We start from the raw sequence: 13,189 nt of genomic DNA on the forward strand, positions 1-13,189 counted from the left end.
TTGTCAGGGAGGGGAGAAGGCGAAAACCTCGTCGAAGGCTGATCGGCCAGAATGGCGGGTTCGGCGCGAGGGCGGATCGCTCCGATCTGCCCTCAATAACTGACCCGCACCGTGCCCAGCACCGTGCGCGGCGCGTTGAAATATCCCTGATCGAAATTCAGTGCGGTCAGCGCCTTGGCATTGTTGACGTTGCGGATATTGGCGCTGAGCGCCACGCGCGGCGTCAGGTCATAGCGGGCCATCAGGTCGAGCGTCGCATAGCCACCTTCCGTGATGCGCACCGGCTGTCCGGTCGTCGCGGTGACACCGGGTTCGAGGTACATGCTGCTCTGATACTGGCCCGATGCGCCGACCTTGAGATCGGGCAGCATCGTCGGCGACCAGACGATGTTGAGCCGCGCGGTGGTGCGCGGCACGAAAGTCCGCACCGGCCGGTCGTCGGTGCCGCGAATGCGCATCGCGGTGAAACCGCCGGTCGCCTGTAGTCCGGGCGCGAGCTGTCCGCTCATCTCCAGCTCGATGCCCTGCGAGGTCGCGTCGACGCCGCGATACAGCGTCTGGCCGATCGTGGCGTCGAAGCCGGCAGCCTCGGCGGTGTTCTTCTGCCGCGCCTGGAACAGCGCGACACTGGCGTTCAGCTTGCCCGCGAGCCATTCGCCCTTCAGCCCGGCCTCCAGATTGTCGCCCTCGATCGGGTCGAGCAGGCGGCGCTGCGCATCGACCTGCGTCTGCGGGTTGAAGATCGTCGCAAAGCTCGCATAGGCGCTGATATTGCCGGTCAGGTCGAGCGTCGCGCCGACGAACGGCAGGAAGCGCGACCGGTCATAGTCGGTCGGCGCGCCATAGGACACACCCTCGCTGAACGCGCGGGTGGCGTTGGCGCCGACCATCACCTTCAGCGCATCGGCCGGGTTGAGGCGGACGAGGCCGTACACCGTCTCGCGCCGGCTGTGCGTGTCGAGGCTGCGGTCGAACGCGGGGAAGTTCGGATAGGGGAATGACCCGTCGAACCCGCCGAACAACGGCAGCGAGAGGCCGATCGTCGAGACATCATAGGCCGAATCCTGCGTATAGCGCTGCGCCGAGCGGTTCACGCCGAACATCACGTCATGCGCCCGCCCGAACAGCGACACCGTGCCGCCGATATTGGCATCGATCAGCAGGTTGCGCGCGGCGCTGCGGAACCGGCCAGGATAGCTGACGATGCCGAGGCCGGTCGCACGGTCAGGCGCGGCGTTCACGCCGTTGGCGGTATTCGCGCCATAGACATAGAACAGGCTGTCATCCTCGTCGATCGCGCGGCGCTGCACGGTCAGCTTCGCGGTCCAGTCGCCGAAGCGGTGGGTCACGTCGCCGAAAATCTGCCGGTCGGTCACGTCGAAGCTCGACCAGTCAGGCGAACTGTTGGCCGAGCGGGCATAGTCGATGCGGCTGCCGTCGCTGTAATACAGCGGCAGCGCGCCCCACATCGCCGCGCGGCTCTTGTGGTTCTGATGGCCATAGCCGAGGTTGACGACGGTATCGGGGCCGAGATCGGCCTCGATCGTGCCATAGCCGGTCCAGCGCCGAAGGCCGTAGCGATCGAGATAGCTGTCGGTATCGAAATACGATCCGACCGCACGGGCGCGGACCGATCCGTTGGCGGTCAGCGGGACGCTGACGTCGCCGTCGAGGCGGAAATGATCGAACGAGCCATATTGGACGCTGGCCGATGCGGCGGCATCGCGCGTCGGACGCTTGCGGATGAAGTTGATGACCGCCGACGGATTGCCGGTCGACGACAACAGCCCCGGTGCGCCGCGCACCACCTCGATCCGGTCGTACAGCGCGGTATCGACCGATCCGTTCTGGATCTGAAATGGAAACGGCAGGCCGACGCCATCGATCTGGAACGTCTGAATGTCGAAGCCGCGCGCCGAATAATAGAAGCGGTCGGTTTCCTGCGCCTGCACGTTCACGCCGGGCACCGTCGCCAGCAGCGCGTTGATGTCGTTGAGCTGGAAATCCTCGATCTGCGCGCGGGTCACGACGCTGACCGATTGCGGCGTCTCGCGCAGGCTGAGCGGCAGGCGGGTCGCGGTTGTCTGTGCCTTTACCGCATACTCGTCGCTGCCCTCGGTCCGCTCGCCGGTGACGACGATCTCGTCGCCACGCTGCGGATCGGGGGCGACGGTAGCGGGATCGGACGTGGCGGCGGCTGCGACGAGCAGGGCGACGAAGGCGGACATGCGATTTCCTTGAGCGGTTTCGCACCGGGTACGCGCGGCCTATCGCTTTTGCAAGTGACTATCAGTAGCCGTTAGGAACCGTCCTAGAACGATGACATCCTGCCGTTCCAGCCCCAGTTTCCGATACAAGCCAAGCGCCGCGTCATTGCCGCCACGCACCATCAACTGGACCTTGGGAATGCCCGCCGCGATCAGCCACGCCTCGGCAGCGGCCATCAGCATGCCGCCAATGCCCTGCCCCCGCCGCTCGGGCACGACCGCGAGATAATAGACCCAGCCGCGATGGCCGTCCTGCCCGACCATGGCGCTGCCGATGATCGCAGCGTCGATCCGCGCGAGCAGGATCGTCGCGTTCCCGGCCATCAGCGCGCGGTCGAAATCGGTGTGCGGATCGTTCCACGGCCGGGTCAGCCCACAGGCCTGCCACAATGCCACCACCGCTGCGGCATCGGCGGCACCCGCCGCGTCGATCAGCGGGCCAGACAGACGCTGCCCGCCCATAGTTCGGTGACACTGTCCTTCGCGTCATACAGTCCCGACAGGCCGCCGCTGCTGAACTCGCGGCCAAGGCTGGTATCCTCGACCGGTGCATCGATCACCGCTTCGACGTCGGCGCGCTTCGATCCGATGCCGACCCCGGCCATCGTCGTCAGCCCGCGTCCGCGCGCCGCCCAGCCAACGAACCGGCCGTCCTGGAAATACAGGTGGATGCGCGGATAGCTGGCGATGTCGAGCGGTCCTTCGCCGCAATCGGTGTTGCGCGAGCGTTCGGGCAGCGCCTGCATCGCCGCCTCAGCGACGCGCAGGACGATCTCGGCGGGGGTGCCGAAGCCGATCTGGCGGCTGCTGGCCCCGGCCACCGTCTGGATGCCGTCGGGCGCGAGGTTGAGTGCCACCGCGTTGCGTGCGGCAGCCTCGGCACCGGCGGGGGCATCGCACCGGACCCGGCGACTGTTGCCATCGACCCCGGTCAGGTTGAGCGCGCCGCCCTCTGCCAGCGCCAGCCGATAGCGGCGCTGCGCGGTGATCCCCGACCGGTCGGCGACCACGTCGACATCGACCGCGCCGGCCTCGGCGGCGGTGATCGATCGGGCGGGATAGTCGGTGCCGGCGATCGTCAGCGTGCCGGCGGCGATCACCAGCCGTTGCTCACCCGGAGTCGTCGCGCGACACGATGCGGCATCGCTGTCCCAGCTTCCGACGAAGCGCGTCGGGATGGCGGTGAGCACCTCGGGCGTCGGCGAGGCGATCGGCGCGGGCTGTTCGACTTCCTCGGCGGTGTTGGTCGCGGCCGGTTGCGGGTCCTGACTACAGGCGGCGACCGCCATCGCCACGCCCATGATCCACCACCGCATCGTCGCCTCCATCGTCGCCTGTCGCGCTATGTGCCCAAAATCGCCCGTCGGCGAAAGTACACCCGCCGCGCGCGTCGCACCGGTCAGCCGGCCGGGACGACGACCGGCGGCGCACCGAGCGAGGCGTAATAGTCCTTCGCCGGCAGTTCGATCACCGTCACCCGCCCGAGATTCGCCGCTTCGAGCGACTGGCTGAACGAGCGCGGCTTCTTCATCAGCTTCTTGTCCTCGACGACGGTCAGACCGGCGCGGCGCGCCGCCTCAGCGACGAAATGGACGCAGTTGCGGCGGTTGAGGTTATAGTGCGAATCGCCGCCCGGCCCCCATTCGGCCACCAGCGAGCGGATCGCGGCATATTGCGGATCGCTCAGCACCACCGAGAAATGCGCGTTGCTGCCCGCGATATATTTCGGCTTGGGCCGGTCGATCATCCCGCCGACCGTGCCCATCAATATCGCCGGGGTCAGCGCCTTGGCGGTGAAGCCATAGCTTTCGGAGATCGCCGGACCGCCGCTGTCGGGGGTGCCGGCAAGCGTGAAAAAGGCATGCGGGAAATTCTGGCCGAATTCCTGCGACCAGAAGGTGATCGTCACCGCCGCCTGCGCGGGCACGATCCCGCCGAGCACCAGCAGCAGCGCGGCGCACCACCGCATCATTCCACGTATCGACCGGGCCATCGTCATATCCCGCAAATACCGAAAACGGCGCGCCGACACCAGTCGACACGCCGTTTTCATCGGTCCGAAACTGCTCAGTCCTGCTGCGCCGCGCGCTTTGCCTCGGCTTCGGCGTCGTAGCCTGACGATGGCGCCGGCCCGCCCAGATGCGACGGCTGGCTGATCGATACCGGGTCCGACGCATCCATCGTCTCGTCCAGACCCTCGTCCAGCCGTGCGTCGTGATCGTTCGGCTGGTCCTCGACACGGTCGTTGATCGCCGCATCCTCGCCCGCGTCGCCGCGCGCGGGCACGCCTGAGTCCTGCTCGCTGCCATCGGGCACGACGGCGAGCGAATCCATCGCGTTGTCGTCGAATGCCTTGTTGTCGCTATCCATCATCCCTCACTCCTTCATGCCACTAACGACGGCGGGAGCGGCGCGTTCCGTGCATGAAAAAGGGCCGGACAGTCTCCCGTCCGGCCCCTTGGCGTGTCGGTTGATGTGGATCAGTCGCGGTTGCCGCCCATGAACGACAGCAGGAACTGGAACATGTTCACGAAGTCGAGATACAGCGACAGCGCGCCAAGGATCACGGCCTTGCCCGCGAAGTCGGTGCCGGCGACCTGATAATACATGTTCTTGATCCGCTGCGTGTCATAGGCGGTCAGACCGGCGAACAGCAGCACGCCGACGCCGCTGATGACGAGGCTGAGCATGCCCGACTGGAAGAACAGGTTCAGCAGCGACGCCACGATCAGGCCGACGACACCCATGATAAGGAACGTACCGAAACCGGTCAGGTCCTTCTTGGTGGTGTAGCCATACAGGCTGAGCGCGAGGAACGCGGCGGTGGTCGAGAAGAACGTCAGCGCGATCGACCCGCCGGTGTAGCGCAGGAAGATCGTCGACATCGACAGACCCATCACCGCCGCAAACGCCCAGAACAGCCCCTGCGCTGCCGTGGTCGACAAACGGTTGATTCCGAAGCTCATCACCATCACGAAGATCAGCGGCGAGAACATGATGAGGTATTTCAGCGGCCCCGGCTGCAGGAACACCGCCGCCGCAGGCGAGCTTGCCCCGCCCCACGAGAACAGCAGCGCGACGATGCCGGTCAACAGCACACCGGAGGCCATGTAATTATATACCGACAACATATAGGACCGCAGCCCTTCGTCGCGTGCCATGTCACGGGTGCGCGTACGGGTTATCGGTGCGGCCGTCGTCCGGGGGTCGGACCAGTTCGCCATGAGTAGCTCCTATCGCCGACAACCATGTCGGATGGTGGAAATATCGCGCCGCGTAGCGCCGATTTCAAGGCAAACGCGGGAAGCAACACTTTGTTACGCACCCGGGAGATTTCGTGATGCACCGCCTGTTCGTCGCCCTCCGCCCGCCACCCGCCATGCGCGACCGGCTGCTCGCCATCATGGACGGCGTCGACGGCGCGCGCTGGCAGGACGATGCGCAGCTTCATCTGACCCTGCGCTACATCGGCAAGGTCGAACGGCCGGTCGCCGAGGACATCGCCACCGCGCTGCAATCGGTCCATGGCCCCGCGCCGATGCTGGCGCTGGACGGCGTCGGCCAGTTCGCGCAGCGCCATGCCGGGCGCGCTTTATGGGCCGGGGTGACGCCGCACGACACGGTCGGCGCGCTCCACCGCAAGATCGATCGCGCGCTGACGACGCTCGGCCTTCCCCCCGAGGGGCGGGCGTATCTGCCGCATATGACCATCGCCCGGCTGAACGCCTCGACCGGTCCGGTCGACGGCTTCCTGCACCGCCACGCCAACCTGTCGTCGTCGCCCGAGCGGTTCGACCAGTTCACGCTGTACGAAAGCCATCTCGGCCATGACGGCGCATGGTATGAACCCATCGCGCGCTACCCGCTCGACTGACGCCCGGTACATCTGCGCGGAAGGTTTGGAAGACATTGCAAATGCTCGGCAAGTGCTGACCGGTTCGGTTCGTCGCCGGACAATCTCTTCCTGTCGTTTCGTTCATGAAACTGTCAGGGGATCGCTGCGTTAAGCGATCCAGCACTGATGTTGATGAAAGGACTTGTTCCATGCGTAATATCCTGATGGCGATCGCCGCGGCTTCGTTGCTGGCACCGGTCGGCGCGACCTTTTCCGACAACACGCCGTCGATCGGCACGCAAAAGGCCGAAGCGCAGCGCCGCTCGCGCTATCGCGAATGGCGCGGTCGTGACGGTCGCCGTTATTGCCGCAAGCCGAACGGCACGACCGGGCTGGTCGTCGGCGGCGTCGCAGGCGCGCTGGTCGGCCGCACGGTCGACACGCGCGGCGACCGCACGCTCGGCACGCTGATCGGCGGTGCCGCAGGCGCGCTGGCGGGTCGCGAGATCGAACGCGGCGGCAGCCGTGGCCGTTGCCGTTGAACCATCCACGATCTGACGTATTCTGAGGGGCGGGTCCGGCGACGGGCCCGCCCCTTTTTCATGACAAAGGTTTCCCCGCATGATCCGCAGCGCTTCCGCCCGGTACGAAGGTCTTGGCAAGGACGGCAAAGGCCATGTCTCCACCCAGTCGGGTGTGCTGGCCGACCAGCAATATGGCTTCAACACCCGGTTCGAGGACGGCAAGGGCACCAACCCAGAGGAACTGATCGCCGCCGCCCATGCGAGCTGCTTCACCATGGCGCTGAGCTTCGCGCTCGCCGGTGCCGGCTATAGCGACGGCACGCTGGAGACGACCGCCAAGGTGTCGCTCGACAAGGATGGCGACGGGTTCAAGGTGACGAAGTCGGCGCTGACGCTGAAGGCGAAGGTGCCGGGGATCGAACCGGCGAAGTTCGAGGAGATCGCCGCCGGTGCGAAGGCCGGTTGCCCGATCTCGAAGCTGCTGAACGCCGAGATCACGCTCGACCACACGCTGGAAGGCTGATTCGGGTGCCGGCCGGTATCCTTCGGGATGCCGGCCGGTTCGCGACGATTGCTTCACATTTTCGCGCTATCGTCCCCGGCAATGTTGCGCGTCCTTACCCTCGCCACCCTGTTCCCCGATGCGACCCGCCCCAATTTCGGGGTGTTCGTCGAACGCCAGACGCTGGGGCTGGCCGGTTTGGGCGATGTCGAGGTGCGGGTCGTCGCGCCGGTCGGACTGCCGCCGTTTCCGGCATCGCTCGCCGCCCGCTATCGTGCCTTGTCCGCCCTGCCCGCTGCCGAGACGTGGAAAGGCCTGAGCGTCGAGCGGCCACGCTTCGTCAACCTGCCGCTGACCGGCGGGCGGTTCCATGCCCCCCTGCTTGCCCGTCGCCTGCGCCCGTTGCTGACGCGCATCCGAGCGCAATTCGCGTTCGATGTGATCGACGCCGAATTCTTCTTTCCCGACGGTCCGGCCGCCATTGCGCTGGGCAAGGCGTTCGGCGTGCCGGTGTCGATCAAGGCGCGCGGTGCCGACATCCATCATTGGGGCCATGCGTCGGCCACGGCGGCGCAGGTTCGCGCCGCCGGACAGGCGGCGGACGGGCTGCTAGCGGTATCGCGGTCGATGGCCGACGACATCCTTGCGACCGGAATCGATCGCCCGGTGCGGGTGCATCGCACCGGCATCGACCGGACGCGCTTCGGCGGCGTCGATCGCGCCGTCGCCCGCGCGCGGCTGGGCATCGCCGCGCCGCTGGTGGTGTCGCTCGGCGCGCTGATCGCGCGCAAGGGGCACCGGATCGTGCTCGATGCGGTCGCGGCGTTGCCGGGCGTCCATCTGTGGATCGTCGGCGGCGGGCCGGACCGGGCGGCGCTGGCGGCGCGGATCGCCGATCTCGGCATCGGCGATCGGGTGCGGCTGTGCGGATCGCTGCCGCATGACGATCTGCCCGACCTGCTCGCCGCCGCGGATGTGATGGCGCTGGCGTCGTCGTCGGAGGGCCTCGCCAATGCGTGGGTCGAGGCGCTGGCGTCGGGCACGCCGATCGTCATCCCCGATGCGGGCGCCGCGCGCGAGGTCGTCACCACCCGCGCCGCCGGGCGGATCGCCACGCGCGACTCGGCCGCCTTCGCCCAGGCCATTGCCGCCGTGCTGTCGCAGGCCGCCGATCCGGTCGCGACCAGGGCGACCGTCGATGCCTATAGCTGGGAACGCAACGCCCGCGAACTGCGCGATCACCTGGGCGCGCTGGTGAACCGTTACAGCGGGTAGATCGCCGCCGCGATCCAGCGGCCCTCGTCGCGCAACACGCCCCACGCACGGGCGGCGGCGCGGCTGTCCATCGCCTCGATGCCGAGGCCGCGCGCATCGAGCGCGCGGACGAACGCGCGCGACGGCTGGCGCAACGTCGCGCCCGTGCCGAGCAGCAGGAATTCGGGCGCGGGCTGGATGTCGAGGATCGCCGCCAGCGCCGCCACGTCGAGCGCCTCGAACGCCGGCGGCTCCCAGCCCTCGGCGCGTTTCGGCGTCAGCAGCAGCGCCGGGTAGATGCCGTCATCCACCCGGAAACCGCCCGTCGTGATCCCCGAGACGAGCGGCCCGTCACCCTGCCGGACGCGGTCCATCTTCACCGGCGGGTGGCGGGCTTGGTCGGGACCGGTTCCTTGACCGTGCCCTCGCCCACCGGCGCGCCGGGCTTGAGGCCGAGCGTAATCAGCAGCGACGACGATACATAGATCGACGAATAGGTGCCGACGATCACGCCGAGGATCATCGCGGCGGTGAAGCCACGCAGCACATGCCCGCCGAACACCAGCAACGCGGTCAGCGCGAGCAGGATGGTGAGCGAGGTCATGACGGTACGCGGCAGCGTTTCGTTGACCGACAGGTCGATCAGCTCGCGCATCTCCATCTTGCGGAACTTGCGCATGTTCTCGCGGATACGGTCGTCGATCACCATCTTGTCGTTGATCGAATAGCCGATGATAGTCAGCACGGCGGCGACGATCGTCAGGTCGAACGCCATCTGCGTGAGCGCGAAGAAGCCGAGCGTCATCAGCACGTCGTGGATGATCGCGACCGCCGTCGACACGCCGAACTGCCATTCGTAGCGGAACCACGAAAACACCGCGATGCCGACGATCGCCAGCACCACCGCCAGCACGCCGTTCGTCACCAGCTCGTCGGACACCTTGCCCGACACGGTCGAATAGTTGCTGAACGTCGCGCCGGGAAATTCGGTGGCGAGCGCGGTCTTGACCCGTTCGACCAGCCGGTCGGTGGCACCACTGTCACCCTCGGGCACCGGCAGGCGGATCGACACCAGCTTGGGATCGCCGAACTGCTGGATCGCGGGTTCGCCCACGCCCAGCCGCTCGATCGTGGCGCGCACCTTGTCGATCGCGGGCGGCGAGGCGAACTTCTCCTCGATCGCGACGCCGCCCATGAAGTCGACGCCGAAGTTGAGGCCACGGGCAAAGACCAGACCGACCGCCAGCAGGCTGAGGACCAGCGTGACCGCGAACGCGACCTTCCGCACCGCGACGAAGCGGATGTTGGTATTGTCGGGAACCAGTTTGATGAGACGCATGGGGGTATGGCCCTAGATGGTGATGTCGGTCGGGCGATGGCGGCGCATCCATCCGGCGACCAGCATGCGCGTGAAGGTGACGGCGGTGAACACCGAACTGGCGATGCCGAGCAGCAGCACGACCGCGAAGCCGCGGATCGGCCCCGACCCCAGGATCAGCATGATCCCGCCGGCGATGGCGTGGGTCACGTTCGCCTCGAAGATCGTGCGGCTGGCTTCCTTATAGCCCAGCTCCAGCGATTGCAGCACGCTACGCCCTCGCCGCCGTTCCTCGCGGATGCGTTCGTTGATGAGCACGTTGGCGTCGACCGCCGTGCCGATCGTCAGCACGAAGCCGGCGATACCGGGCAGCGTCAGCGTGGCGTTCAGGAACGCCATCACCGCGAGGATCATCAGGATGTTGAGCACGACGGCGATCGTCGAATAGATGCCGAAGCGGCCATAGGTCATGACCATGAACGCGATGACCGCGATCGTCGCGATGATTGCGGCGGTGACGCCTGCCTTGATCGAATCGGCGCCCAGTTCGGGGCTGACGGTGCTTTCCTGCACTACGGTCAGGTCGACCGGCAGCTTGCCCGAACGCAGCGCGATGGCGAGCTGGTTGGCGCCGTCGACGGTGAACCCGCCCGAGATCGACGCCGATCCGCCGAGGATCGCCTCGTTGATGTTCGGCGCGGAGATCACCTGATTGTCGACGATGATCGCGAACGGCTTGCCGACGTTTTCCTGCGTCACGCGGGCGAAGCGGCGGCCGCCTTCGGCGTTGAAGTTGATCGTGACGTTGGGCTGACCGTTCTGGTCGTACGACTGACGCGCGTCGGCGACTTCGCTGCCCGAAATGATCGTGGTGCGCTTCACCGCGATCGGCGCGCCGGCACCGGCATAGGGCAGCACCTGGCTGCCGGCCGGCGCGCGGCCCTGCGCCACGGCGGCGGGATCGGCGGCCTGATCGACCAGCTTGAATTCCAGCCGCGCGGTCTTGCCGAGCAGGTCCTTGAGCGCCTTGGGGTCGCTCAGGCCCGGCACCTGCACGACGATGCGGTTGCTGCCCTGCTGGATGATCGTCGGTTCGCGCGTGCCCAGCGCGTCGATGCGGCGGCGCACGACCTCGGTCGCGTCCTTCATCGCATTCTCGACCGCAAGGCGCAGGCCCGCCTGCGTCGGGGTCAGCACGAAGCGCGTGGTGTCGCGCACCTCGATGTCCCATTCGCGCTGGCCGGTCATCCCCGCCCCGCCGCCGGTCAGGCCCAGCAGCTTCTCGCGCGCGGCATCGACCTGCGAAGCGTCGCGCACCATGAAGCTGATCTGGCCGTTCCGCGTCGAAATGTCACCGACGCTGACACGCGGCGCGCGGCGCATCTCGGTCGCGATCATCTCGCGCATCGCCTCGATCCGGGTGCCGGCGACATCCTCGGTCTTGGCTTCGAGCAGGATGTAGCTGCCCCCGGCCAGATCGAGGCCGAGGTTGATCGTCGGCGCGGGCACCCAGCCGGGCAGCTTCGCACGGGTCGCCTCGGGCAGCAGGCTGGGCACCGCGAACAGCGACAGGAGAATCACGGACGCCCAGATGGCGATCCGTTTCCAGCGGGGAAAGTCGAGCATCAGTCGTTCGCGGGCTTGGCGCCGGCCGGCGTCGTGATCTCGGCGATGGTCGCCTTGACCACGCGCACGCGGGTGTTGGCGGCGATCTCGACCTCGACGATCGCGTCCTCCACCTTCGTCACCCGGCCGAGGATGCCGCCCGAGGTGACGACGGTGTCGCCGCGCTTCACCGATGCGATCGATGCCTGCAACGTCTTCATCCGCTTCTGCTGCGGACGGATCAGCAGGAAATAGAAGGCGACGAAGATCAGCAGCAGCGGCGCGATGCCGATGAGCGTGCCGGCGAAGCCGCCCGCGCCGGCAGGGGCGGTCGCGGACTGGGCAAAGGCGGAAGGTACGAACATTGCTGGCCTGGATTTTCCGAAAAAGCGAACGCCGCGATTGCGGCATCCTGTCACGCGGGGCAGCTATCATTTGCCACGAAGCGGCGCAACATATGCCGCTGACCCCACGCTTCGGGCTTGCATGCTGTGAAAAGCCCGCCTAAAGCGCCCGCTCTCTGATCGGGGCGTAGCGCAGCCTGGTAGCGCATCACACTGGGGGTGTGGGGGTCGCAGGTTCGAATCCTGTCGCCCCGACCAGAGAATTTTCCGGTTCGCCGATGCGAATCGGACCGCGACCTACCCGGCCACCAGCGCCGCGTCGCGCAATCCCCGCCATACCCGGATCGCCTGTACCGTCTCGGCCACGTCATGCACCCGCACGATCTGCGCGCCGCGCTCGACCCCCGCCAGCGCCAGCGCGACCGATCCGCCGAGCCGCTGGTCGGCCGGCGCCTCGTTCGACAATGCGCCGATGATCCGCTTGCGACTGGCCCCCAGCAGCACCGGGCAGCCAAGGCCGTGGAACAGCGCCAGCCCGTTCACCAGCGCGAGATTGTCGGCGAGCGCCTTGCCGAAGCCGATGCCCGGATCGACGACGATCCGCTCGCGCGATACCCCGGCGGCGACGACCGCGTCGATCCGCGCCTCCAGCCAGTCGAACACGTCGAGCAGCGGATCGGCATAGCCCTTGCCGCCATGCGGTCCTTGCGTCGGTGCGGGCGAGTGCATCAGCACCACCGGACAGCCCCGCGCGACGACCAGCGGCAGCGCCTGTGGGTCGAAGGCGAGTGCGGCGACATCGTTGACGATCCCCGCCCCGGCGTCGAGCGCGGCGGCCATCACCGCCGCCTTGCGCGTGTCGACCGACACCGCGACTCCGGCGGCGGCGAGTCGCGTGGCGACCGGTACGACGCGGGCGATCTCGTCGCCCTCCCACACGGTCGCCGCCCCCGGCTTCGTCGATTCGCCACCCAGATCGATCAGCGCCGCGCCCGCCGCCGCCATCGCGACACCCGCCGCCGCCGCGCCCGCCGGATCGCCGACATGCGCCCCACCGTCGGAGAAGCTGTCGGGGGTGACGTTGAGGATGCCCATCACCTGCGGCTGATCGAACCGGATCACCCGCTCACCGAGGCGCAGCGGCGGTCGTGGCGCGGTGACACGCGCATGGATCCGCCGTGCGCGTTCGGCCTCGGCGGAGGGGAGCGTTTCGATCCATGCCGCCAGATCGGCGATCGCGACGACCGCGCGCCGTCCATCGCGCCAACGCGCCTCATACGCGGCGAACCACAGCATGCCGCCGGCGAGTCGGCTAACGCTCCCGTCAGGCAGGCCGATGGGGGAGTCGACGAAGCGCACGGGGCGGAGGTAGAGGCTCATGGGCACCGCCCTGCCCCGGTGACAGGGTCGGGATCAATCGCCTTTCGTATATCGAAGGTCCGACTCCCCTCCCTGACAAGGGAGGGGTTGGGGGTGGGTCGGCCCGAAAGGCACGGTGAGCGCGCAACAACGCACCTACCCCCCCCCCCCCCCCCCCCCC

General features: G+C 67.6%; 15 protein-coding genes and 1 tRNA gene. 5 read left to right on the forward strand and 11 right to left on the reverse strand.

Features of this window, described 5'->3' with window-relative positions; genetic code table 11:
• Window positions 1–92: 92 nt before the first annotated feature.
• The 6 genes from ASE78_RS11075 to ASE78_RS11100 form a co-directional block, all read right to left on the reverse strand.
• Window positions 93–2,228, reverse strand: coding sequence for a TonB-dependent siderophore receptor (locus tag ASE78_RS11075; protein ID WP_056497031.1), 2,136 nt, complete (start codon window positions 2,226–2,228; stop codon window positions 93–95).
• 39 nt (window positions 2,229–2,267) lie between these two features.
• A complete protein-coding gene (locus ASE78_RS11080) occupies window positions 2,268–2,729 on the reverse strand; it encodes a GNAT family acetyltransferase (protein WP_156351472.1) in 462 nt (153 codons plus the stop codon).
• Window positions 2,699–3,583 (reverse strand): hypothetical protein, encoded by an 885-nt coding sequence (locus ASE78_RS11085; RefSeq protein ID WP_156351473.1) that lies wholly within the window; start codon window positions 3,581–3,583, stop codon window positions 2,699–2,701. The genes ASE78_RS11080 and ASE78_RS11085 overlap by 31 nt, the downstream gene beginning before the upstream one ends.
• 83 nt (window positions 3,584–3,666) lie before the next feature.
• Complete coding sequence (locus tag ASE78_RS11090) at window positions 3,667–4,239, reverse strand: hypothetical protein (protein WP_056497037.1); 573 nt, start codon at window positions 4,237–4,239, stop codon at window positions 3,667–3,669.
• Window positions 4,240–4,334: 95 nt separating this feature from the next.
• Entirely contained in the window at window positions 4,335–4,640 is a 306-nt protein-coding gene (locus ASE78_RS11095) for a hypothetical protein (protein ID WP_235515027.1), read from the reverse strand.
• A 107-nt stretch (window positions 4,641–4,747) separates the two neighbouring features.
• On the reverse strand, window positions 4,748–5,491 hold the full coding sequence (locus ASE78_RS11100) for a Bax inhibitor-1/YccA family protein (protein ID WP_055755520.1): 744 nt from the start codon (window positions 5,489–5,491) through the stop codon (window positions 4,748–4,750).
• 116 nt (window positions 5,492–5,607) lie between these two features.
• On the opposite strand from ASE78_RS11100, the gene thpR reads away from it, so the two are divergent.
• The 4 genes from thpR (at window position 5,608) to ASE78_RS11120 (ending at window position 8,403) form a co-directional block, all read left to right on the forward strand.
• On the forward strand, window positions 5,608–6,141 hold the full coding sequence (gene thpR / locus ASE78_RS11105; RefSeq protein WP_056497046.1) for an RNA 2',3'-cyclic phosphodiesterase: 534 nt from the start codon (window positions 5,608–5,610) through the stop codon (window positions 6,139–6,141).
• A gap of 170 nt (window positions 6,142–6,311) precedes the next feature.
• Window positions 6,312–6,644 (forward strand): glycine zipper 2TM domain-containing protein, encoded by a 333-nt coding sequence (locus ASE78_RS11110; protein WP_200909688.1) that lies wholly within the window; start codon window positions 6,312–6,314, stop codon window positions 6,642–6,644.
• A 79-nt stretch (window positions 6,645–6,723) separates the two neighbouring features.
• The gene (locus ASE78_RS11115; protein WP_056497048.1) at window positions 6,724–7,149 is read left to right on the forward strand and encodes an OsmC family protein; all 426 of its coding nucleotides are present in this window, start codon (window positions 6,724–6,726) and stop codon (window positions 7,147–7,149) included.
• A gap of 81 nt (window positions 7,150–7,230) precedes the next feature.
• Window positions 7,231–8,403: a glycosyltransferase gene (locus ASE78_RS11120; RefSeq protein WP_056497050.1), complete on the forward strand. Its 1,173-nt coding sequence runs from the start codon at window positions 7,231–7,233 to the stop codon at window positions 8,401–8,403.
• Here ASE78_RS11120 and ASE78_RS11125 read toward each other — a convergent pair.
• From ASE78_RS11125 to yajC, 4 genes are read right to left on the reverse strand one after another with little or no spacing between them, the layout of a single operon-like run.
• Window positions 8,391–8,756: an Mth938-like domain-containing protein gene (locus ASE78_RS11125; protein WP_055755516.1), complete on the reverse strand. Its 366-nt coding sequence runs from the start codon at window positions 8,754–8,756 to the stop codon at window positions 8,391–8,393. The two genes, ASE78_RS11120 and ASE78_RS11125, sit on opposite strands and share 13 nt — an antisense overlap.
• 2 nt (window positions 8,757–8,758) lie before the next feature.
• Window positions 8,759–9,721: a protein translocase subunit SecF gene (secF, locus tag ASE78_RS11130; protein ID WP_055755515.1), complete on the reverse strand. Its 963-nt coding sequence runs from the start codon at window positions 9,719–9,721 to the stop codon at window positions 8,759–8,761.
• A gap of 12 nt (window positions 9,722–9,733) precedes the next feature.
• On the reverse strand, window positions 9,734–11,326 hold the full coding sequence (gene secD / locus ASE78_RS11135) for a protein translocase subunit SecD (RefSeq protein WP_055755514.1): 1,593 nt from the start codon (window positions 11,324–11,326) through the stop codon (window positions 9,734–9,736).
• Window positions 11,326–11,670: a preprotein translocase subunit YajC gene (gene yajC, locus ASE78_RS11140; protein ID WP_055755513.1), complete on the reverse strand. Its 345-nt coding sequence runs from the start codon at window positions 11,668–11,670 to the stop codon at window positions 11,326–11,328. Before yajC ends, secD begins: the two co-directional genes overlap by 1 nt.
• Before the next feature lie 160 nt (window positions 11,671–11,830).
• On the opposite strand from yajC, the gene ASE78_RS11145 reads away from it, so the two are divergent.
• Window positions 11,831–11,907: transfer RNA gene (locus ASE78_RS11145), tRNA-Pro, on the forward strand.
• 39 nt (window positions 11,908–11,946) lie between these two features.
• On the opposite strand, the gene folP is transcribed toward ASE78_RS11145, so the two are convergent.
• Complete coding sequence (gene folP, locus ASE78_RS11150) at window positions 11,947–13,029, reverse strand: dihydropteroate synthase (protein ID WP_056497052.1); 1,083 nt, start codon at window positions 13,027–13,029, stop codon at window positions 11,947–11,949.
• Window positions 13,030–13,189: the final 160 nt, after the last annotated feature.

The sequence above is a fragment of the Sphingomonas sp. Leaf25 genome (assembly GCF_001421635.1).
GTDB lineage: Bacteria > Pseudomonadota > Alphaproteobacteria > Sphingomonadales > Sphingomonadaceae > Sphingomonas.